The 20916-nt window shown below is 59.4% G+C and carries 20 protein-coding genes, 1 tRNA gene and 1 pseudogene; 7 read left to right on the top strand and 15 right to left on the bottom strand.

The window, feature by feature from the left end; genetic code table 11:
- Positions 1-15 precede the first annotated feature (15 nt).
- Positions 16-3471 (top strand): TonB-dependent receptor, encoded by a 3456-nt coding sequence (locus GSQ94_RS21740; protein ID WP_158945840.1) that lies wholly within the window; start codon positions 16-18, stop codon positions 3469-3471.
- Between the two features lie 218 nt (positions 3472-3689).
- On the opposite strand, the gene GSQ94_RS20380 is transcribed toward GSQ94_RS21740, so the two are convergent.
- Positions 3690-3766: transfer RNA gene (locus GSQ94_RS20380), tRNA-Arg, on the bottom strand.
- Between the two features lie 112 nt (positions 3767-3878).
- On the opposite strand from GSQ94_RS20380, the gene GSQ94_RS20385 reads away from it, so the two are divergent.
- Entirely contained in the window at positions 3879-4439 is a 561-nt protein-coding gene (locus GSQ94_RS20385; protein ID WP_158945842.1) for a DUF2911 domain-containing protein, read from the top strand.
- A gap of 56 nt (positions 4440-4495) precedes the next feature.
- On the opposite strand, the gene GSQ94_RS20390 is transcribed toward GSQ94_RS20385, so the two are convergent.
- The 10 genes from GSQ94_RS20390 to GSQ94_RS20435 all read right to left on the bottom strand — a co-directional run bounded on the left by GSQ94_RS20390 (position 4496) and on the right by GSQ94_RS20435 (position 13312).
- Entirely contained in the window at positions 4496-4777 is a 282-nt protein-coding gene (locus tag GSQ94_RS20390; RefSeq protein WP_158945844.1) for a hypothetical protein, read from the bottom strand.
- 1 nt (position 4778) lies between these two features.
- On the bottom strand, positions 4779-6326 hold the full coding sequence (gcvPB, locus tag GSQ94_RS20395; protein WP_158945846.1) for an aminomethyl-transferring glycine dehydrogenase subunit GcvPB: 1548 nt from the start codon (positions 6324-6326) through the stop codon (positions 4779-4781).
- A gap of 2 nt (positions 6327-6328) precedes the next feature.
- Entirely contained in the window at positions 6329-6673 is a 345-nt protein-coding gene (locus tag GSQ94_RS20400) for a hypothetical protein (RefSeq protein ID WP_158945848.1), read from the bottom strand.
- Between the two features lie 2 nt (positions 6674-6675).
- Complete coding sequence (gene gcvPA, locus GSQ94_RS20405) at positions 6676-8016, bottom strand: aminomethyl-transferring glycine dehydrogenase subunit GcvPA (RefSeq protein WP_158945850.1); 1341 nt, start codon at positions 8014-8016, stop codon at positions 6676-6678.
- A 3-nt stretch (positions 8017-8019) separates the two neighbouring features.
- Complete coding sequence (gene gcvH / locus GSQ94_RS20410) at positions 8020-8409, bottom strand: glycine cleavage system protein GcvH (protein ID WP_158945852.1); 390 nt, start codon at positions 8407-8409, stop codon at positions 8020-8022.
- 49 nt (positions 8410-8458) lie between these two features.
- On the bottom strand, positions 8459-9595 hold the full coding sequence (gene gcvT / locus GSQ94_RS20415; protein ID WP_158945854.1) for a glycine cleavage system aminomethyltransferase GcvT: 1137 nt from the start codon (positions 9593-9595) through the stop codon (positions 8459-8461).
- A 98-nt stretch (positions 9596-9693) separates the two neighbouring features.
- A complete protein-coding gene (locus GSQ94_RS20420; protein WP_158945856.1) occupies positions 9694-10257 on the bottom strand; it encodes a hypothetical protein in 564 nt (187 codons plus the stop codon).
- Positions 10258-10377: 120 nt separating this feature from the next.
- A complete protein-coding gene (locus GSQ94_RS20425; protein WP_158945858.1) occupies positions 10378-10914 on the bottom strand; it encodes a hypothetical protein in 537 nt (178 codons plus the stop codon).
- Between the two features lie 210 nt (positions 10915-11124).
- Positions 11125-12747, bottom strand: a complete 1623-nt coding sequence (locus tag GSQ94_RS20430; protein ID WP_158945860.1) for a methylmalonyl-CoA mutase — start codon at positions 12745-12747, stop codon at positions 11125-11127.
- A gap of 31 nt (positions 12748-12778) precedes the next feature.
- Positions 12779-13312: a hypothetical protein gene (locus GSQ94_RS20435; protein ID WP_158945862.1), complete on the bottom strand. Its 534-nt coding sequence runs from the start codon at positions 13310-13312 to the stop codon at positions 12779-12781.
- Positions 13313-13416: 104 nt separating this feature from the next.
- Between GSQ94_RS20435 and GSQ94_RS20440 the strand changes: the two genes are divergently transcribed.
- The 3 genes and pseudogenes from GSQ94_RS20440 to glgC form a co-directional block, all read left to right on the top strand.
- Positions 13417-13569: a hypothetical protein gene (locus GSQ94_RS20440; protein ID WP_158945863.1), complete on the top strand. Its 153-nt coding sequence runs from the start codon at positions 13417-13419 to the stop codon at positions 13567-13569.
- Between the two features lie 173 nt (positions 13570-13742).
- Positions 13743-14081, top strand: a complete 339-nt coding sequence (locus GSQ94_RS20445; RefSeq protein ID WP_371417586.1) for a hypothetical protein — start codon at positions 13743-13745, stop codon at positions 14079-14081.
- 175 nt (positions 14082-14256) lie between these two features.
- Positions 14257-15534, top strand: a pseudogene (gene glgC, locus GSQ94_RS20450) (glucose-1-phosphate adenylyltransferase); the annotation flags it as partial.
- Between the two features lie 96 nt (positions 15535-15630).
- Here glgC and GSQ94_RS20455 read toward each other — a convergent pair.
- Entirely contained in the window at positions 15631-16464 is an 834-nt protein-coding gene (locus GSQ94_RS20455; RefSeq protein ID WP_158945867.1) for a hypothetical protein, read from the bottom strand.
- Positions 16465-16634: 170 nt separating this feature from the next.
- Between GSQ94_RS20455 and GSQ94_RS20460 the strand changes: the two genes are divergently transcribed.
- Entirely contained in the window at positions 16635-16847 is a 213-nt protein-coding gene (locus tag GSQ94_RS20460) for a twin-arginine translocase TatA/TatE family subunit (protein ID WP_158945869.1), read from the top strand.
- Positions 16848-17028: 181 nt separating this feature from the next.
- Positions 17029-17835: a polyphosphate kinase 2 family protein gene (locus GSQ94_RS20465; RefSeq protein WP_158945871.1), complete on the top strand. Its 807-nt coding sequence runs from the start codon at positions 17029-17031 to the stop codon at positions 17833-17835.
- A gap of 6 nt (positions 17836-17841) precedes the next feature.
- On the opposite strand, the gene GSQ94_RS20470 is transcribed toward GSQ94_RS20465, so the two are convergent.
- The 3 genes from GSQ94_RS20470 to GSQ94_RS20480 are packed head-to-tail and all read right to left on the bottom strand — an operon-like array spanning position 17842 to position 20306.
- The gene (locus GSQ94_RS20470) at positions 17842-18024 is read right to left on the bottom strand and encodes a hypothetical protein (protein ID WP_158945873.1); all 183 of its coding nucleotides are present in this window, start codon (positions 18022-18024) and stop codon (positions 17842-17844) included.
- Between the two features lie 43 nt (positions 18025-18067).
- Entirely contained in the window at positions 18068-18952 is an 885-nt protein-coding gene (locus tag GSQ94_RS20475) for an EamA family transporter (protein ID WP_254064023.1), read from the bottom strand.
- A 43-nt stretch (positions 18953-18995) separates the two neighbouring features.
- Entirely contained in the window at positions 18996-20306 is a 1311-nt protein-coding gene (locus GSQ94_RS20480) for a VWA domain-containing protein (RefSeq protein ID WP_158945877.1), read from the bottom strand.
- Positions 20307-20916: the final 610 nt, after the last annotated feature.

Consider the following 20916-nt stretch of genomic DNA (forward strand, 5'->3'; position numbering starts at 1 on the left):
GGAGCCAGTCCATCTATGAAGCTTCCTCCCGCCTGTAAAGGCCTGTTAGCGTCTCTCGCAGCAGCCCTTTTTCTCACCTCGTCTGGCCTTCCAGCCGCCGCTCAAACCTCCGGCAACGGCAACATCGTTGGCACCGTGACCGATACCTCCGGCGCAGCTGCTCCCGGAGTCGCCGTCATTGTCACCAACAATGACACCGGCATCTCGCGCTCGCTCACCACCAACGGCGACGGCTCCTACACCGCCAACTTCCTGCTCCCCGGGCACTATGAGGTCATCCTCGGCGGCGGCGGCTTCGGCAAGATCGACCGCAAAAACCTGACCCTTACCGTCGGCCAGATCCTCACCATCGACGCGGCGCTCCCTGCCGCCTCGGTCTCCACTCAGGTTGAGGTCACCAGCGACTCTCCGCTCGTCGACACCGACAAGACCGAAGTCGCTCAGACCATCGGCGAACACCTGATCTCGAATCTTCCCGTCGCCAGCCGCAACTGGAGCGCCTTCGTCCTCAACACCCCCAACGTTACGCAGGATGGCGGCAGCGGTCTCGTCAGCTTCCACGGCATCAGCGGTCTCTACAACCAGAACTACGTCGACGGCTCCAACAACAACCAGATGCTCTTCTCCGAGGCTCGCGGTCGCGCCTCAGGTGCTCCCTACGTCTACTCCATCGACTCCATCAAGGAGTTTCAGGCTGAAACCTCCAACTACTCGGTTGAGTTCGGTCAGGCCGCAGGCGGTCAGGTCAACGCCATCACCAAGAGCGGAACCAATCACTTCCACGGCGACGCCTTCTACTATCTCCGCTACCCGGATCTGAACGCCCTCGATCCCTACAACAAGTTCCAGGCCCTCCATAACAACGGAAACGCCTTCCTGCTGACCCAGCCCGTCCACCAGCAGCATCAGTTCGGCGGCTCCATCGGCGGCCCGATTCTTAGAGACCGCCTCTTCTTCTTCTTCACCTACGATGGCTTCCGCAAGGTCGGCCGCGTCCTCTACTCCGACTCCAATACCATCTCCACAACGGGCTCTGGGTTGTACGGCGCTTCGACCACTGTCACTCCGAACCAATGCCCGGTCGTCGGCACCCCTGGCTACAAAGGCACAACTGGTATCTCCGCCGCACAGTGTCTCAACGGCATCCAGTTCCTTCTCAACGTGGCGAACATCAACCCCGGCGACGCACCGCCCGCCCGCTTCCAGAAGCAGAACCTCTTCTTTCCCCGCTTGGACTATCACATCAACCAGCGCAACGACGTCTTCGTCGATTACAACTTCGCCGACTACGACAGCAGCTACGGCTATAGCCCTGCCAACACCTTCAGCAACAGCTCCCCCACCACCAACGGGCCCACCAGCTACCACGAGCGCTTCCTGGTCGCAGGCCTCACCACTCAGATTGCCAAGGCCTCCATCAATCAGGTTCACTTCCAGTACGGTCGCGATCTCGAGACCGCAGGCGCCAACGCCTCCGGACCCAGCGTCGCCACCGGTGTCGTCACCTTCGGTATGCCAAACGCTCTGCCGCGTATCGCAGAGCCTGACGAGCATCGCATTCAGTTCACCGACGTCTTCTCCACCACCAAGGGTCGTCACACGCTCAAGTTCGGCGGCGACGTCAACCTCGTCCACGAAGTCCTGATCAACCTCTTCCAGGGCGGCGGCGTCTACAGCTACGCCGACACTACCAACACCGCAGCCTTCCAGGACTGGATCGCCGACGCCTTTGCAGGTCAGCCGGGCGACACCGACCCCTACGCCGGTTATCACTACAACACCTTCGTCCAGACCATCGACAAGGTCAACACCGCACCCGGCACCCAGGGCAAAGACGACTTCTGGATGAAGATGTACGACGCCTTCGCAGAAGACTCCTGGAAGATCCGTCCCAACCTGACCCTGACCCTCGGCGTGCGCTACGACCTTCAGCTCACACCCGCCCCCGGTCTGGTCAACAACAACTTCCCGCCCATCTCCACCGAGTACAGCCAGACCATCAAGAACGTTGCCGACCGCGTTCAGCCGCGCGTTGGCTTTAGCTGGTCGCCCCAGAATGGAACTGTCGTTCGCGGCGGATACGGTCTCTTCTCCGCGCTCAACCAGGGCAGCACCTACTACGCCATGCGCGTAGAAAACGGTGTCGTCCAGGTCAACTACAACTACACCGGTTGCGAGAGCCTCGTCGGCAGCGCCTCTGGTGCGCGATGCCCCACAGTTCCTAGCGCGACCAACAGTCTGCAGTATCCCTTCGTTCCCTTCCCGGTCACCGGCCCGTCTCTCTCCACTGCCGTCACCCCCGTCGGCGGTACAGCACCAGCCGTCAACGGTCCGGCTAAAGTTGGTACCCAGAGCTTCCACGGTCTCGATCCCAACTTCGTTCCGCCGCTGTCGCACGAGTTCCAGCTGGCCGTCGAACAGGCCCTTCCCGGCAAGATGACTGTCTCGATCGGATATGTCGGCACCCGCGCCCTGCGTCTGCCCGTCTTCCTCGATGCCAACCTCATCGGACAGACGCCCAGCGGCGTCCGCACCTACGACGTGCTCAACGCAACCGGCGGAGTCCAGCAGGTTCTCACGGTGCCGGTCTACCGGCAGCAGGATCGCCGCAACCCCAACATCACCTCCATCAACACAGGCTTCAGCGTAGCCAATACCTGGTACAACTCCCTCGCCGCTACCGTTCGCCGGCCCTTCAGCAACGGTCTTGAGGTGATTGCAAACTACACCTGGGCGCGCGCAACCGACGACGGTCAGGTCGGCGGAGCCAACGGCACCTTTTTCGGCGGCGACACTCCGCTCGACCCCAACAACATCCGCCGCGATAACGGCCCGTCGGATACAGACATCCGGAACCGCTTCACCCTCAGCTTCGTCTACCAGCCCAAGATCTTCCCCGACAACAAGGTCGTCAAATATGCCTTCGATGACTTCACCTTCTCCGGCGGCTTCATCGCCTCCGGCGGTCAGCCCATCTTCCTGGGCATGAACGGCACCGTCTTCTCGGGCACGGGAACAAGCTACGGAGCAGACGGCAACATCTACGGTGGCGCTATGAGCTCCAGCTCCGGCACCCCAACCACCGGCCGTCCTCCTCAAATCGGCCGCAACAGCATCTATGGACCGGGTTTCAACGACCTCGACTTCCGCGTTGCCCGCAACATCCCCATCCACGAGGCCATGTATCTGCAACTCTCCGCAGATGCCTTCAACCTCGTTAATCACACCATCATCACCGGAGTGCAGGGAACGTTCTCGCAGTATGCGGCAGCGTCAACCTCTGCAACGTCTGCCTGCAGTAGCGCCATAGGCACGGCAACCGGAGGCACCGCTCCTGCAGGATCGGCGCTCCAGGGCTGCATCTCGCCTTACACCGGCACCGGCCTCTCAGCCTTCGGCGCAACCTCCGGCACTAACAACAGCCTCTATGGCGCACGTCAGATGCAGTTCGCCGCGAAGTTCTTCTTCTAACCACTTCGTGGGTCTCCCGTTGGTCGGCGGAAGATAATTCCACCGCGACCAACGGGAGCGCCCACCGAAGGAATATACAAGTCACGAAGTGACCGCTCCACGCGAAGTGGGCCCGTCCGGCAGGACATCTCTCTAAAGCCCTCAAAATTGGACCGAAAATAACAAAGCCACCGGCTCACCGGTGGCTGATTTTTTGGTCCAACAAAAAAGGGAAAAGATGGTGCGCCCGAGAAGATTCGAACTTCTGACCTACAGCTTCGGAGGCTGCCGCTCTATCCAGCTGAGCTACGGGCGCGTACCTCTAGCCTAGCACGGTTGACAGCCCGGGCCCACCCGGTTGAGCATCAACTCCAGCACCCAAGAGCCTTCCAAACCGCAGCCCCACACACCCCGAAAGAGAGTCCAAAATGTACCTCCGCTCCCTGGCCATCGCCGCCTGTTGTACGTTCCTAATCGCCGCAACCCCACTCCAGATGCACGCTCAAAACGGAGCCGCCATGACTGGCCCTCCCAAACCCCCGGCCAGCCCCGCCGCCTCCACCGACGTAAGCCTCAATGGCAAGCAGATCGTCATAAAATATAACTCCCCCCGCCTCAAGGGCCGCGCCATCGGCACCACCATCGTGCCCTACGGCCAGGTCTGGCGCACCGGAGCCAACCCAGCCACCACCCTCATTACCGCGTCAAACCTCAAGATTGGCACCCTCGACGTTCCCGCCGGGACCTACACCATCTATACCCTGCCCAGCGCCGACAAATGGCTTCTCATCGTCAATAAGCAGACCGGCCAGTGGGGCACCGAATACTCCGAAGCCCAGGATCTCGGCCGCACCCCGATGACCAGCAAAACCCTCCCTGCCTCGCAGGAGAACATGTCCCTCTCCTTCGAGCACACCAAGGGAGCAACCACCGAACTCCACGTCAAATGGGGTACCACTGACGAATATGTAACCGTCAAAGGAAAGTAGATTCGAAGCAAATCATGGCCGAGCCGGAGAAGTAGAAGCACGAAGCAGAGAACACTCTACTTCGCTGCCTCCTTCTCCAGCTCCAGCCGGTCCAGCCTCAACCGTTCCATCACGGAGCCCACCAGCTCCTTCGCCCCATTTAGATTCATCATCACAGCCTGCAGATCCAGCGCTGGAACCGCAGGGTTTCGCGTGCTCGCGCAGTAAACTCCGTGCTGTCCGATCAGGATCAGCGCATCGGTCAGCACATCCAGCGTCACCGCCAGCCGCCCACGCGCCTCTCCCATCATGAACTCGTACTTCTCCAGCTCCGCCTGCCGGTCGTCGAAGACAGACACGCTACCACTCCTTCGCAGCCGTATCGACGAGCACCGGCTCAGCAGCCACAGGAGCCTTCCACCTCAAAATCGGCTTCCTCGCCGCGGTCGTCTCATCCAGCCGCTGCAGCCGCGTCGTATGCGGGGCAGTCTGCACCAGCTCAGGATTCTCCTCTGCCTCCCGCGCAATCTGCTTCAGCGCATCGATCAGCAGATCCAACTCCTCGCGGCTCTCGCTCTCCGTCGGCTCAATCATCATTGCGCCGTTGACCACCAGCGGAAACGAAACCGTATACGCATGGAAGCCGTAGTCGATCAGCCGCTTGCCCATATCGCCCGTCTTCACGCCGTTGCGCGCCTGCAGCTTATCTGAGAACACCACCTCGTGCAGCGACCGCGTTTTGTACGGCAACTCAAACGTGCCCTCCAGCTTTGCGCGAATGTAGTTCGCATTCAGCACCGCATCCTCAGTCGTTTGCCGCAGACCGTCCGGCCCATTCGCGAGAATATATGCCAGCGCCCGCACAAACATTCCAAAGTTGCCATAGAACATTCGCACGCGACCCACTGTCTGTGGCCGGTTGTACTCCAGCCCAAGCGTCCCATCGGCCTTCGTCACGAGAATAGGTGTAGGCAAAAACGGCTCCAGAATCTTCTTGCAAGCCACCGGCCCCGACCCCGGACCACCTCCGCCATGCGGAGTAGAAAACGTCTTGTGCAGATTCAAGTGCATCACATCGACACCGAAATCTCCTGGCCGCGTCTTACCCACCAGCGCATTCATATTTGCGCCGTCCATGTACAGCAGCGCGCCCTTCGCATGCAGAATGTCCGCGATCTTCTTGATATCCGACTCGAATACGCCGATGGTCGAAGGGTTCGTCAGCATCAGCGCCGCCGTATCCTCATCCACCATCCGCTCTAACTCGTCGAGGTCGACCATCCCCTGTGCATTCGACTTCAGGTTCGCAACCTCGTACCCGCACACCGCCGCAGTAGCTGGGTTGGTCCCATGCGCCGAGTCCGGAATCAGAATCTTCTTCCGCGCATTGCCTTTGCTCTCGTGATACGCCCGCACCAGCAGGATGCCGGTAAACTCACCATGCGCGCCCGCCGCAGGCTGCAGCGTAATCGTGTCCATGCCGGTAATCTCGATCAGCGCATCGGACAGCGTCTTCATAATCCCCAGGCAGCCCTGCGACAGCGACTCCGGCTGATAAGGATGCGCCTCCGCGATCCCCTCCATCCTCGCCACTGCTTCGTTCACGCGCGGGTTGTACTTCATCGTGCAGCTTCCCAGCGGATACATGCCGAGGTCAATCGCATAGTTCCAAGTCGAAAGCCGCGTGAAGTGGCGGATGATCTCGATCTCGCTCAGCTCCGGCATCACACCCAGATCAGTCCGCACGGAGTCCCCAAGCAGTGCAACCGAGTCTACCGCCGGCACATCCAGCTCCGCCAGCCGGTAGGCCTTCTTCCCCGGCGAAGACTTCTCAAACATCAGATCTTCGTTCTGATTGGTGTGCGTCGTAGCCTTCTTAGGCGTCCCTACAAACTTCTCAACTGCCATAGTTAAAACTCCTGCGCATCGGCTGCGCTTCCGGTCTCCGAGTAGCTCCCAGTCTCCGGCCCATCCAAATCTTCTTCCCGCAACGAAAGCCCAAACACCGTGCCGTTCTCAAACTCAATCGTCAGTGCATCGCCCTCTTCGAGCGATGCCTGCACCACCTTGTCGTTGATCTGCGCGCACAGTGCATTCCGATACTCCGGCTCGCCATAAGCCAGCGAAAACTCGGGAAACAAAACATGCGGCCATGCATAGAGCGTCAACGAGGGCTCATCAAAACGAAGCTGCAAAAAGTCCTCAACGAACTCAACTGCCTTCAACTCTTCGCCAACAATCGCAGATACGTCCATCGCTAAGCCTTACCCGCAAGCGCCGCAGCGGCTGCATCCATCTGCTTCTTCGTCGTCAGCTCCGTCGCGCACCAAAGGCTCGCATTCGGGCCAAGCTCGGGATACCACTTCGCCAACGGCAACCCGCCGATGATCTTGTCTCCAAGCAGCGCAGTGTTGGTCTCCTCCGCACCCTTGGGTGTCTGCAGCACAAACTCATGAAACCGCGGCGCGCCATCAAACAGCACCTTCGCGCCAGCAGAAGAACCAAGCACGCTCTGCAAATAAGCTGCCTTTGCAAGATTCTGTTCTGCTAGATCCTTCATCCCTTGTTTGCCGTACACGCTCAGGAAGATCGTCGTCATCAGCGCAACCAGCGCTTGGTTAGTGCAAATGTTCGAAGTCGCCTTCTCCCGCCGAATATGCTGCTCGCGCGTCGAAAGCGTCAGCACAAACCCGCGCTTGCCATCCTTGTCCTTCGTCTCGCCGATCAAACGTCCCGGCATCTGCCGCAGAAACTTCTCCTTGCAAGCGATCACGCCGCAGTAAGGCCCACCATATCCAACCGCCACGCCATACGACTGCGCCTCCAGCGAGACGATATCCGCCTCAGCCGGTGGCCGCACAATCCCCAGCGACACCGCCTCCGCAATCGAAACGATCAACAGTGCGCCCTTCGCATGAGCAATCTCTGCAATCGCAGCAACATCCTCAATCGTCCCAAAGAAGTTCGGCGACTGAATCAGCACGCAAGCCGTATCCTTCGTAATCGCGGCATCGAGCGCCGACAAATCCACGCGCCCATCCGCCGAATATCCAACCTCAACAGTAGGAATCTCCTGGTGCTGCGCATACGTCGCAATCACCTCGCGGTACTCCGGGTGCACCGTCCGCGCAATCACTGCGCCATCACGGCCCGTCACGCGCACCGCCATCATGATCGCTTCAGCCGCGCCGGTCGAACCGTCATACATCGACGCGTTCGCGATCTCCATGCCCGTCAGCTCGCAGATCATCGTCTGAAACTCGAACATCGCCTGTAGCGTGCCCTGCGAGATCTCCGGCTGATACGGCGTATAGCTCGTCAAAAACTCGCCGCGCTGCACCAGCGAGTCGATGATTACGGGCCGATAGTGCCGATAAACACCCGCGCCCAGAAAGCTCGAATAACCAACCGCATTATTCTCCGCAAACTCGCGAAAGCGATCCAGAATCTCAGACTCCCCATGCTGCCGTGGAATCTTCAGATCGCGCTTCAGTTGAAACTCCGCTGGAATCGTAGAAAACAGATCGTCGATCGACGCCACGCCAATCTCGGCAAGCATCTCCTCGCGATCCAGGGGGGACTTCGGCAAATAGCGCATCTTTTAGTGTCCGGTCTCTTCGTTGGTAAATTTCTCGTAGTCCGCTGCCGTCAGCAGGCCATCAATCTGCTTCGCATCCGCGAGTTCAACCTTCAACAGCCAGGTCGTATTCGCAGCAGCGTTAATCTTCTCGGGAGCATCCTTCAGCTCCTCGTTGATCGCCGTAACTTTGCCCGTCACCGGCGAAAACAGATCGGAGACCGCCTTCACCGACTCTACCGAACCGAAGGTCTTCGCAGCCTCAACCGCATCGCCCACCTTGGGCAGGTCGACATACACAATATCGCCCAGCGAGTTCTGCGCGTAGTCCGTGATGCCGACCGTTCCGATATTGCCGTCGACCTGAATCCACTCGTGTTCCTTCGTGTAGCGATAGTCCGCAGGATAAGCCATTCGTCGTTCTCCGTAGAAAGTGTGTGTATCTCAATTGTAGATGCTGCGGCTATGCGGATTTCTTCGCTCTTTTATAGAAGGGAAGCGGCACAACCTTCGCCTTCACCATCTGTCCGCGAATCTCCACCGCGACCTCAGTATCGAGCGCCGTAAAATCCACAGGCACATAGGCCATCGCAATATTCTTCTTCAAGAACGGCGCAGGCGATCCGCTGGTAATCTCGCCGAGCCGCTTCCCTTCAAGCGAAAACACGGTGTACCCGTCCCGTCCGATTCCACGCTCGATCATCTCCAGACCCACCAGCTTGCGACCGGGTCCGCCCTCAGCCTGTATCTTCGCCAGAGCCTCACGCCCGACAAATTCTCCCTTGTCGAGCTTCGCATAGCGTCCCAGCCCAGCCTCAAACACATTGATCGTGTCCGAGATCTCATGCCCGTACAGCGCCATTCCAGCCTCCAGCCGCAGCGTATTTCGCGCTCCCAGCCCACACGCCAGAATCCCAAACTCCGAGCCTGCCTCCAGCACCTCGCCCCATACTCGCGCGCTCGTCGGTTCGTCCGAAGGGATGTAAATCTCAAATCCATCCTCGCCGGTGTATCCCGTCCGGGCGATCATTACGTTGTGCAGACCGCACACCTGCCCCCACGTAAACCAATAGTTCTTGATCGTGCTCAGATCCGTCGAAGTCAGCTTCTGCAGCGTCTCCGCCGCCCTCGGCCCCTGTATCGCAAGCTGCGTGTAGTAGTCGCTGAAGTCGTTCACATGCACGCCAGGCATATGTCCAATCTGCTTCCGCACCCACTGCACGTCCTTCTCGCGCGTCCCCGCGTTGATCACGATCAGGTAGTCATTGTCCGAAAGCTTGTGCACCACCACATCATCGACAAACGTGCCATTGGGATGAAGCATCGCCGAATAGTGTGCCTGTCTCACTGCCAGCTTCGAAGCGTCGTTCATGCAAAGCTGTTGCACCGCCGCCAGCGATCCAGGCCCGCGCAGTTGAATATCGCCCATGTGCGACACATCGAACACGCCCACCGCAGTTCTTACCGCCATGTGCTCCGCAATCAGGCCGCAGCAATCCACCGGCATATCCCAACCACCGAAGTCCACCATCTTGGACTTCGCTGCCCGGTGTACCGCGTTCAGTGCTGTCTTGCGAAGGGGTGCCATTGTCTCTGCCATGCGGTGCTTCCTCTAATCTTTCTCGTGGGTGCTGCCCATAAACGATAGCATTCGATGGCCACCTTCAACCACCCGCGAGCGAGTCGCGCCACGCACCTCTATCTCGCACTCTTCCCCGCCAAACCCTCAACCTGTTGCTTTAACGCCGCATAAGCCGCATCGGTCGGTTGGCCTTGGGTCTGCCAGACTACGTTTCCCTGCCCGTCCACAATCAGCAGGTAAGCATCATCGGCCGCGCCATAGTGGACCACTTCCCGCCATCCCTCTTCATTGCTCGTAATCGGCAGGATCCGTTGGTAAGCCCGCTCCGGCGTCGACGACTTGATCGATCGCAAAACAAGTCCACGCAACAGACTCGGTACTGAGGCCACCACCGGCAGCTCATAGAACGCCACCACTTCGGAGCTTCGATAGTCTCCAGCGATCTTCTGCGCCCAATCCGTCACAGCCTCACGAGATCCGCGACTGAACCCCAGCACAAGAATACCCGCGGCCTTATCCTGCAACTGCGCCGGAAGACTCACAGCCTGATTCGCAAACGAAGTGCCATGCACCTCGGGAATTCGCGCACCAGCCGCATGATCGGTGACAGCCAATCCATTCACTGCAAGCAGCGCGAACAACAGATGGCAGCGGAGAGAAGACTTCACGCCCATAGCCATCCCTTAAGTCTATCCGCCTCCACCCGTCGGCTTCTCTGCCAATACCCCGCGTCAGCAACTTCTTACCATCCACTGAAACTCTGGCCGCGATTCGTTGATAAGCATCCGTTTCGAACAGCATCAGTGCATGGAGCTAGGCAGAGACTTGGTCAGCCTGCCCGCATCCAGCACCAGGCTCGCCAGTGCTTCGTCGAAGTTGTGATCGTGCGTCTTCTGCTTTGCCGCCGGAGCCACAGACTCCGTCAACGCCCAGAGAACATAGTGCGTCGGCCTGTCATAGATCACCAATCGGAACATCGGCAGCGGATCGGACGCACCCTTCTGCTTATCCGCATTCGAAGGCCCGTTCGGAGCCGAGAGCTGCAGCTCAAACACAAGATCAGCCTCCGCTGGCGTGGCCACCAGCTGATACCGTCCCCAGCTGGAAACATCGGCATAAAACTGGTTGTAAGCCCGATCCGGATCGCCGCTGAACGGATGAGGGAACAACCCGCTATCCGCTCCCGCATTCGAGAGGAAGACAGTCTTCGCGTTCAGCAACAAAGGCGGAACCGGTGCAGTCTCAGGAGTCACAGGCTCCTGCGCCACTGCGAGAACCCCGGACAGAACTACCAAAGCACAGCATCCTGCAATCGATCGAAACCCCATCATCGTCATGTCCTCTCCATGCAGGACGGAGCATCCATCGCGAAACACTGTCCGTCCGCGCACTCAAGAGACGCACTCACAAGAACAAATGTTTCGCCGAATGCCGCAACGGCGAGTCGAGAAAAAGGGAAAAAGTCACGAAGCGACTGCCAAACCGGGGTCCCCGCAAACAGGTCTTGTTTGTGGGGTGGCTAGGCGCAGGAGGACCGTCCCGCAGGACTAAACAGTCACCGACTCGCGATACTCCCCAAACACCCTCCGCATCACATCCGCAATCTCGCCCACTGTAGCGAAGCTCTCCACGGCGTGCAAAATCTGTGGCATCAAATTTCCCCCACCCCGAGCCGCATCCTCCACTCTTCGCAGCGCCGCAGCATGGACACCCGCATCCCGCCGCATCCGCATCGCCCGCACCCGCTCAACCTGCCGTCCCTCCAGTGCCTCATCGATCCGCTGAATCGGAATCGCGACCTCCTGCTCACTGGCAAACTCATTCACCCCAACCACCACGGCTTCCCTCGCATCCACTGACCGCTGATACGCATACGCCGCATTCTGTATCTCCCGCTGCACATATCCCTTATCGATCGCGCGCAACATCCCGTACTTTCCGCCCAGATCGAAGCGCGCAATCGTAGCGAGATACTCCTCCGCACGCCGCTCAATCTCATTGGTTAGCGACTCCACATAAAAAGAGCCTGCCAGCGGATCGACCGTCTGCGCCACCCCACTCTCATGCGCCAGAATCTGCTGCGTCCGCAGAGCAATTCGTGCCGCATTCTCTGTCGGCAAAGACAGCGCCTCATCGAATCCATTCGTGTGCAGACTCTGCGTCCCGCCCAGCACCGCTGCCAGCGCCTGCAGCGTAGTGCGCGCAATATTGTTCTCCGGCTGCTGCGCCGTCAGCGTAGACCCGGCCGTCTGCGTATGAAACCGCAGCATCCAGCTGCGCGGATTCTTCGCGCCAAAGTGCTCCCGCATGATCCGCGCCCACATCCGCCGCGCCGCGCGAAACTTCGCCACCTCTTCCAGCAGATTGTTATGCGAGTTAAAGAAAAAACTCAACCGCGGCGCAAACGCATCCACGTCCAAACCCGCGTCAATCGCAGCCTGCACATAGGTCATGCCATCGGCCAGCGTAAACGCCACCTCCTGCACCGCCGTACAGCCGGCCTCGCGCATGTGGTAGCCGGAGATCGAGATCGTATTCCACTCCGGCACCTCATCCGCCGCCCAAGCGAAGATGTCGGTCACAATTCGCATCGCCTGCGTCACCGGATAGATATACGTCCCGCGCGCGATGTACTCCTTCAAAATATCGTTCTGGATCGTCCCATTCAGCTTCTTCGCATCCGCCCCCGTACGCTTCGCCACCGCGACATACAGCGCCAGCAAAATCGAAGCCGTCGCATTGATCGTCATCGATGTTGAAATCGTATCCAGCCGTATCCCATCGAATAGCCGCTGCATATCCTCGATCGAATCGATCGCAACCCCAACCTTGCCCACCTCACCCAACGCCAGCGGCGAGTCCGAGTCATACCCAATCTGCGTCGGCAGATCGAACGCCACACTCAAGCCTTTCGTCCCATTCGCCAGCAGAAACTTGTATCGCTTGTTCGACTCCTCGGCATCGCCCATCCCCGCATACTGCCGCATCGTCCACAACCGCCCGCGATACATCGTCGGCTGGATTCCACGCGTAAACGGATACTCCCCCGGCTCGCCCACCGTAGCGGCCGCATCGAAGCTCTGAAGATCTTCCGCTCCATAGACAAGCTTCACTGGAATCCCGGAGCTCGTCTTGGTCTCTTCCATCTTCTTTTTTATCTGTTCAGACATGCCGAACAAGTGTACCCGCACACGCGCAACGCTAACTGCGCTTGCCCCTGCGATTCGCCTTTACGAAGCTGCTGGCGCAGAAGTATCCAAACACCACCGCCATCGCCGCAGTCAGCAGCAGATGCACATGCGCGTCATGGTTCGCTGCCGTCTCGTGCCACTCTCCGCGCATCTTCCACGCGCTGGTCGCCGCAAACACCGCGAAGATCCCGAAGAACACGCCAGTCAGCTCCAGCCACAACTGGCCGGACAGCTTCACGAATGGTCCCCACACCGCCTCGCCAAAGCGTTTCCCGCCACGCTTCAAACCATGCCCGGTCTGCACCACCTGCGCCGTCGTCCGCGCCGCCTTCTCACCCAGCCGAGCCCCAGAAGCCTCAGCCTTACTCCGGTCGACACTCGAAGCCGCACCACCAGCCTTCGCCGCACCAGAGGGATTCGGTGCCGTAGCCGCATCCACCGCCGTCACCAGCGTCTTAGCCGCTGCACGAGCCCCAACCCCCAGCGCACGACCAAACCGAACCGAATCCATAATCCAAAGTGTAGCCGTTCCCCGAATATCCACAAAGCCATCCCTGAAAACTGCAACACCTTCACGCCTCTCCGCATCCAAGCCCCAGAACACGTCGTTCTGTGCACCGGAATCAAAACAGGAAAAGGAACCTCCCCATGAAGAGCACGCTTTGGATGATCGGCGGATTCTGTGCTGCCGCCGCTGGCTTTTTAGTCTTTGGTTGCCGCAAGACCCCGCCGGTCGAACTTCTCGCCCACCGACTCCAGGATGCCTGGGCCGACCATCACACTGTAGCGGAAACCACTTAGCTTCTCTCCCTCTTGCCACGAAGGAAAATCACGTTGCAGCCTCCGCAACGATGGGCGTATTCTTGAACCAGTAACTTTGCGATGCAGTTATACCCGCAATGCCGTTCCCGCCGGGCACCTTCGCCGGGAATACCCGATGCGTGGAGATGTTCGACCCATAGGGCAGCCCGGAGGTGGCATTGAATCAGAAGGTCAAAAACCTGATACAGAAACTTGGCGAAGCGATCCACGAGTCCGTCTCGGAGTCGGAGGATATAGCAGGCGTCGTCAAAAACATCCGCGAACAGGGTTTTGATGTCCTCCTTATGCTTGAGGCCACCATCGGTCTCAACGAGGTTGAGGCAGAAGCCGATGAGGTAACCGACGCTGCCGAAGACGGCACCGAAGGACCATTTACCTCAAACGATCTATCCTTCCTGAAATCTTTGCGCATCAGCCTCTCTGAAGATGAAGCAACCGACGTCACCGATAGCACTGACTCCACAGATCCACCCGACGTCACCGAAGTCTAATCAGGGCCACGCGACGAGGTTCAGGCTCACCCCGTCTGGATCTCGTCGCCGTCCTCTCCCTCATTCGTTCCCAAGACCCTCTCTGCGTGGTAGACTCGCGTTTCTCCGTAACACGCCGGTCACTTTGTGCATCTGACTGACGTGACACGAAGTTAAGCCGTCTAACGCAGAAGTCGGAGTCCGGAAGATTATGAGAGATACCCTTGGTGTTCTACTCGCTGGTGGTGCTGGCGAACGACTCTTTCCCCTCACCCGCGATCGAGCGAAGCCTGCCGTCCCCTTCGCCGGCCAGTACCGCATCATCGACATCACCCTCTCCAACTGCATCAACTCCGATCTACGCCACGTCTATATCCTCACCCAGTACAAGGCGCTCTCGCTCAACCGTCACATCCGCGAAGGTTGGGGCACCGTCGTCGCCAACGAGCTGGGCGAGTTCATCGAGATCCTCCCCCCCATGCAGCGCGTCTCCAAATCCTGGTACCAGGGCACCGCAGACGCCGTCTACCAGAACATCTACTCCATCGGCTCCGAGGAGCCCAAGTACGTCCTTATCCTCTCCGGCGACCACATCTACAAGATGAACTATGCCCTCATGATGCAGCAGCACGTCGACACCGGCGCTGACGTCACCATCGCCACCCTCCCCATCAAACCGGAAGACGTATCCTCCTTCGGCGTTGTGGAAGTCGCCCGCAACGGCGAAGTCATCGGCTTCGAGGAGAAGCCTAAAGAGACAAAGCTCCGTTCGCCCTTCAACCCCGACATGGTCGACGCCTCCATGGGCATCTATCTCTTCAACACCGACATCCTCCTCCCCGAGCTCATCAAGGACGCGGAAGACCCAGACTCCAAGCACGACTTCGGCCACAACATCCTGCCCAACATCCTCGGCCGCGTAAAAATGCACGCTTACAACTTCGTCGACGAGAACAAGCAGAAGGCTCTTTACTGGCGCGACGTGGGAACCCTCGAGGCCTACTACGAGGCCAACATGGACGTTGCCGGCGTCACCCCTATCTTCAACCTCTACGACAAGTCCTGGCCCATGCGCACCCGCCCCTATCAGTACCCGCCTGCCAAGTTCGTCTTCGGCGAGCCGGGCCGCACTGGCATGGCCATCAACTCCATCGTCGCTGCCGGATCTATCGTCTCGGGAGCAGTCATTCGCAACTCCGTCGTCTCCCAGGACGTCCGCGTCAACTCCTACGCCGATGTCGACTCCAGCATCGTCTTCTCTCACGTCAACATCGGCCGACACTGCCGCATCCGCCATGCCATCATCGACCGCGACGTCCACATCCCGGACGGCACCGTCATCGGCTACGACCCCAACGAAGACAAGAAAAACTACTTCGTCTCCCAAAGCGGTCTTACCGTCGTCACTCGCGACTACTCCGTCTACGAAAACCCCGTCTCCCCCGAATTCCTCCAGCAGGGAAACTCCTGGTAGAGCAAAAAGGACTACCGATAAAAACGAAATAGCACGGACTAAAGGCAGCTATCTGGCCTCTAAATCCGTGCTATCGGTTTTATCCGCGGTCTGCTTTTACTTCTCTTTGCCTATCCGGTAAACCACACCTGCCGAGATAGAAAAGAACTCCCGAGTCTCCGTTCCGAAGTGCTCAAAGATCAGATCAGGCGAAACCCGAATCGCCCAGTTCTTCGAGCGGTTGAAGTCGAGACTCGCTCCCACCGCAGCAATCGGGCTGGTACGGTTCGAGTAGAGCCCCGTAGACGCATACGCCTGGGCTATGGGCACCACCAGGTTCCTGAAGCTGTAGTTGAAAGTTCCGTGAGACGCACCGCCGTAGGCATGAAAGTTCAACGCGGCATATTGGTTCTTGTACCGAGTGCGATACTGCACGCCCCCCATGAAGGTATTCAGGTACACCAGTGGCCGGTTGTTGATGCCCGTACCGCCGGTTGAATTGGGCTGAGTAATTCCCGCGTTCGCAAACACCGGCGTCGTTCCTGCATCAATGCGGTAGTTCGCAGCTAAGCCGATGTCGCGCGTAAACCAGTGGTCTCCCGGCAGCCAATATGTTCCCAGCACCTCACCACCGCCCAGGTTCATACGCTTGGGCAGAGACTGCCCGGCCTGGAAGTTCATAAAGTTCAGGCCGCCGTAGATCTCATACTTGTTGTCGTAGGTCGGAAGCGCGGCCAGCGCGATCTTCGAGTTCGCGATCGGAACCGTCGTCGTTGTTGTCGTCGTCGGACTTGTCTGCGTCGTCGAAGACGAAGTGGAGCTCTGCGCCTGCATCGCGCCTGTCATCAGCAAACCCATCACACCCGTTGCCAACACTCCAAAGTATGCGCGCCGTCCCGTCCTCCGCGCCCCGGTCAACTTCCTTGCATCACTCGTCTTCAATCGCAACATCCGTCTCCGCATCTCTTCCAGCATCTGCTACTGCAATTCTTCAGTTACCAAGATATAACGTTCAGCCAACATCTGCTTCGGCCGCCCCGCCGTATCTATGCAGAGCGCATACCTGTGCGACAATAGTGGGTGGCAGTTGGCCTACGCGCCAGGCTGCAGGGAGAAACAGTATGGGCGAACTATTTACACCGACACACCTCATCGTCATCGCCGTTGTCGTTCTGGTCCTCTTCGGCGGCAAGAAGCTGCCTGAGCTCGGCAAGGGCCTCGGCGAAGGTCTTCGTGGCTTCAAAGACGGCATGAAGGGCGTTACTGACGAGGTCAACAAGCCTACCGAGACCACGCACGCCGTAACCCCCAAGCCCGAAGAGTCCGTCAAATAGACGGACCTTACCTCCCCGCAATCCCATTCCCTTCAATAGAAGCCAATCACTGTTGTCGTGCCTGAGACAGTCGGGCGGTGACCACGGAGCACTACGCGAAGCAATCACAAGTCACGCAGTGACCGCCCCACGCGTAGTGGGCCCGTCCGGCAGGACAAGGTAAAGCAAGGGAACCCAGCTCATGAAGATCAAGTCTCCCTATCTCATCAAGCCCGGCGCGCACGTCAAGCTCGCGAAGAAACCAACCTCAGACACCGGAGACTACAAGTCCCAGGAAGCCGCGGCGGCGGCCCTGGTCAAACACCGCACCCAGCTTGCTGACCTCCAGGACACCTTCTACGCTAGCCAGTCCAAGTCTCTCCTCATCGTTCTTCAGGGCATGGACACCGCAGGCAAAGACGGCACCATCAGCCACATCTTCTCCGGCATCAACCCCCAGGGCTGCGATGTAGCCGCGTTCAAGGTTCCCACGCCCATCGAAGCCCGTCACGACTTCCTCTGGCGAGTCCACGCGCAGGTCCCACCCCGCGGCATGATCAACATCTTCAACCGCTCGCACTACGAAGATGTCCTCTCGCCCAGCGTCCACAAGCTCATCTCCCCCGAGGTCATGCGCCGCCGCCTTGAGAACATCAACTCCTTCGAGAGCATGCTGGTCGACAATGATGTCCTCATCCTCAAGTTCTACCTGCACATCTCGCGCAAGGAGCAGACCAGCCGCCTCCAGTCCCGTATCGACGACAAGCAGAAGCACTGGAAGCTCTCCGAGGCCGACCTTCACGAGCGCAAGTTCTGGCCCCAGTACATCGACGCCTACGACACCATCCTCTCGAAGACCAGCCACAAGCACGCGCCCTGGTTCGTCATCCCTGCGGATCACAAGTGGTATCGCAACATCGCCATCTCCAGGATCCTCGTCGATGCCATGCAAAGCCTCAAACTCAAATTCCCCGAACCCACCCTGGACGCCTCCAAAATCAAGCTCTAACGAGCGTCACGTTGCGTGTTCTTTTGTCGCCATCCCCGCAGGGGATCTGCGATTGCACGTGTCATAGCCGTAGTCGTAGCAGTTGCCGTTGCCGTTGCGTGTTCTTTTTGTTGTCATCCCGTAGGGATCTGCGGTTGCAGTTGCCGTTGTCTGTTCTGCCGTTGTCGTTGCTTGTTCTTTTGTTGTCATCCCGCAGGGATCTGCTGTTGCCCTTACCCCACCCACCCACTCACTAAACCGTAATCATCACCACCGCCGCCACCGCGACCGCCATCCCCAGCCCCTGCCTCCGCGTAGGCCTCTCCCTCAGCGTCCAAGCCGCCAGCAGAATCGTCGTAGCCGGATACAGCGAAGCCAGCACCGCCGCCACATCCAGCCGCCCCGCCCTCGTCGCCGCAATGTACAGCATGTTCCCCGAGGTATCGAGCAGCGCCGTAGCCACCGCCCACACCACCACCCTCCGCGTCACCTTCGCCCGCACCTCACCCGTCTTCGTGCGCAGCGACAGCCCCGCCAGCAGCAGCGAACAAACCGCAATACTCCCCATCCTGCAGGTGGCCAGCGGCCAGATTACGCCCGTCTTCGCCGCCGCCAGCTTCAGCGCCGTAAAATAAACTCCAAACCCCACGCCCCCAACCACCGCCAGCCAGAAGGTGCTCCTGTCCGCCGCCTTTGCCTCGGCGTTCTCCCCCGCAGCGATCAGCCAGATCGCAGCTCCCGCCACCACAAATCCACACAGCCGCAGCACCCCAGGCGAACCCTCCCACACCACCGAAAACACCGCTGGAATCGCCGCCGCCAGCAGTCCGCTCAACGCCGCCGAAGCCCCCATCGCCCCTCGTGACAGCGCAATATAAAAGCAGGCCAGCGAGATCCCAGCAGTCATACCCGCGACCAGCCCATACGCCAGCGCAGCCCCATGCGGAAACGTATCCCCGCTCAGCCACGCCGTCACCGTCAACACGCTCAGGCTCATGCAGTGGCTCAACAGGATCACGCGCAGCGCAGCCCCCATCGAGCCTCCGGCATGCTTCACGCCCATGCCGCCCGAAAAATCCCCACCACCCCACACCACCGCGGCAGCCAGCGCCAGCAGCGCATTCCCATGCAGCAACATCTCCATCCGATTCCGATCAGGCGTCGCCCTCAGCCACGCGGTCTTACTTCACTGACACGATCCCCGTGGGCCTCGACTCGCCGGCCGTAGGCCAGTATCCAGCCTTCGCGATCACCGTCAGATTCGGTCGCAGCACCTTCACCTCCAGCGAACGGTACTTGCCATCGATAAACGGCTCATGCGTGTAGTAGCCGACCGTGTACTGCGTCCGCACCTCCTCCGCAATCTTGGCAAAGCTCGTCTCGATCCCCCGTTGCCGGAACTCTCCATCGAAGTTTCCGCCGGTAGCCTTCGCATACGAGGGCAGAATGTTATCCCGCATCTGTAGCGGCAGGTGAATGCGGTCGAGGAACCCAACCACCGGCAGCGTCGAATCGCCCACCAGCGTGCCGTACACCGCAATCTTGTTCGTGTTCAGGTATTTCACCACCTGCGAAAACTTCGCCGTGCTGCCATACTCCCGGCCATCGCTGATCACGTAGATAATCCGCCGCCGCCCTGTCTTGGTCTTCGAGAGCGCCGTAGCCGCCGCCAGAATCGCATCGTTCAGCGTATGCACATCCCGCGGCACGTTCTGAATCCCCAGCACGCTCGTTCCATGCGTAGCATTTGTATTCGGATCGGTGTGGCTGTCGGCCCCGCCGTTGATGTTGATGTTCTGCCCCAGCGGCCCCGTCGTGTCGTAGTACAGCGGCTCGCGTCCCGGAGTCTTCGAGCGCTCCAGTACCGCCGTCAACCGCGCACTCTGCGCCCCGGTAAAGTCCGTCTGCAGCTTCGGCCCGTTGTTATACGTAAACACCGAAACCTCGTCATACGGCGTAAACGCTCCCTGCAGCGCGGCCAGCGAATTATTCACCTTCGCCATATTGTCGAAGGTCATGCTCTGGTCGATGACCAGTGCCACCGACAGCGGAAACGGATCCACCGTAAACACCGCCAGCTGCTGCCTCAGGTTGTTCTCATACACCCGGACATCGCGCCACGTCAGCCCCGGCACCAGCTTCTGCTTGCTGTCTTTCACCGTAAACGGTACTTCCACAAAGTTCGTCTGCACCCGCAGCGTAAACTGATCCGGGCCCTGTCCCGTCGCCGGTAGATCAGGCGGCGGTCCATCCTCCTGCTTCTGTGCAGCGCTGTCCGGCAGCCGGTTCGGCACCGCTCCCGCCTCTGCAGGCGCCGAGTTGTCTCCATTCAAATCCGGCGTCGTTCCCGCGCCCGGCGTTACCGGTCCCACAGGAATCCCCTGCGGCTTAGGAGCGTCAGGAATCTGCGGCTTTGGCCCGTCGGGGATCTGTTGCTGCTGTTGCGGTGCATCCTGCTGTGCCTGCGTCAGTGCCGGCTGTCCAGCCATCATGCACGCCAAAGCCCCTGCCAATACGCTGTTCCTAACCACGAGAAAATCCCCCATACCTTCCAGCCGGGCTTTCACAACCCAAGACTTTACGAACTACCAGACTATCAGCGCAACATCCCCGCCGCCATCCCCACCCGGCCGACAGACTCATATCCTTTGACGTCGCACCCACCCGCAACGTTGCGCCCGGCTGTGTTTGCGTCTCCAAAATCATCAATGGCGTGAAAGAAGCGTCATCTCGACCGAAGTGGTTCACTGTCTCATCGTGAACCACGCAGCGGAGAGACCCCCGCATCTGTTTTTGCAGTTGCCCATCCATCGTCGGTGACGTTCTAAGCTGTTACTTCTCCTGAAATCAGTAACCCACGCCAATCCGCGTTGAGCCGTCACATTTTCCTCAAACTCACCCCCAACTTCGTCGTCTAATACGTTATGCGCTCTCTCCCTCTCGCAGCTGTCGTCCTCGCTCTTGGTCTCGCCCCCGCCCTCCATGCGCAGGAGGCACCCTCCCCCGGTGGTCCTCCCCCTCCCAGCGACGCCGCTGCCCAGCCCGTCGACATCGGCGACACCCAGACCCTCAAGGTCAACGTCAACCTCGTCAACGTCTACT

The sequence above is a fragment of the Granulicella sp. S190 genome, assembly GCF_009766095.1.
GTDB lineage: Bacteria > Acidobacteriota > Terriglobia > Terriglobales > Acidobacteriaceae > Edaphobacter.

Excerpts from the sequence above, each read along its gene's own strand:
- GSQ94_RS21740 (WP_158945840.1), top strand. The coding sequence starts at position 16 with ATGAAGCTTCCTCCCGCCTGTAAAGGCCTGTTAGCGTCTCTCGCAGCA.
- GSQ94_RS20385 (WP_158945842.1), top strand. The coding sequence starts at position 3,879 with ATGTACCTCCGCTCCCTGGCCATCGCCGCCTGTTGTACGTTCCTAATC.
- gcvPB (WP_158945846.1), bottom strand. The coding sequence starts at position 6,326 with ATGGCAGTTGAGAAGTTTGTAGGGACGCCTAAGAAGGCTACGACGCAC.
- GSQ94_RS20400 (WP_158945848.1), bottom strand. The coding sequence starts at position 6,673 with ATGGACGTATCTGCGATTGTTGGCGAAGAGTTGAAGGCAGTTGAGTTC.
- gcvPA (WP_158945850.1), bottom strand. The coding sequence starts at position 8,016 with ATGCGCTATTTGCCGAAGTCCCCCCTGGATCGCGAGGAGATGCTTGCC.
- gcvH (WP_158945852.1), bottom strand. The coding sequence starts at position 8,409 with ATGGCTTATCCTGCGGACTATCGCTACACGAAGGAACACGAGTGGATT.
- gcvT (WP_158945854.1), bottom strand. The coding sequence starts at position 9,595 with ATGGCAGAGACAATGGCACCCCTTCGCAAGACAGCACTGAACGCGGTA.
- GSQ94_RS20420 (WP_158945856.1), bottom strand. The coding sequence starts at position 10,257 with ATGGCTATGGGCGTGAAGTCTTCTCTCCGCTGCCATCTGTTGTTCGCG.
- GSQ94_RS20425 (WP_158945858.1), bottom strand. The coding sequence starts at position 10,914 with ATGACGATGATGGGGTTTCGATCGATTGCAGGATGCTGTGCTTTGGTA.
- GSQ94_RS20430 (WP_158945860.1), bottom strand. The coding sequence starts at position 12,747 with ATGTCTGAACAGATAAAAAAGAAGATGGAAGAGACCAAGACGAGCTCC.
- GSQ94_RS20440 (WP_158945863.1), top strand. The coding sequence starts at position 13,417 with ATGAAGAGCACGCTTTGGATGATCGGCGGATTCTGTGCTGCCGCCGCT.
- GSQ94_RS20455 (WP_158945867.1), bottom strand. The coding sequence starts at position 16,464 with ATGTTGCGATTGAAGACGAGTGATGCAAGGAAGTTGACCGGGGCGCGG.
- GSQ94_RS20460 (WP_158945869.1), top strand. The coding sequence starts at position 16,635 with ATGGGCGAACTATTTACACCGACACACCTCATCGTCATCGCCGTTGTC.
- GSQ94_RS20465 (WP_158945871.1), top strand. The coding sequence starts at position 17,029 with ATGAAGATCAAGTCTCCCTATCTCATCAAGCCCGGCGCGCACGTCAAG.
- GSQ94_RS20470 (WP_158945873.1), bottom strand. The coding sequence starts at position 18,024 with ATGACAACAAAAGAACAAGCAACGACAACGGCAGAACAGACAACGGCA.
- GSQ94_RS20475 (WP_254064023.1), bottom strand. The coding sequence starts at position 18,952 with ATGTTGCTGCATGGGAATGCGCTGCTGGCGCTGGCTGCCGCGGTGGTG.
- GSQ94_RS20480 (WP_158945877.1), bottom strand. The coding sequence starts at position 20,306 with ATGATGGCTGGACAGCCGGCACTGACGCAGGCACAGCAGGATGCACCG.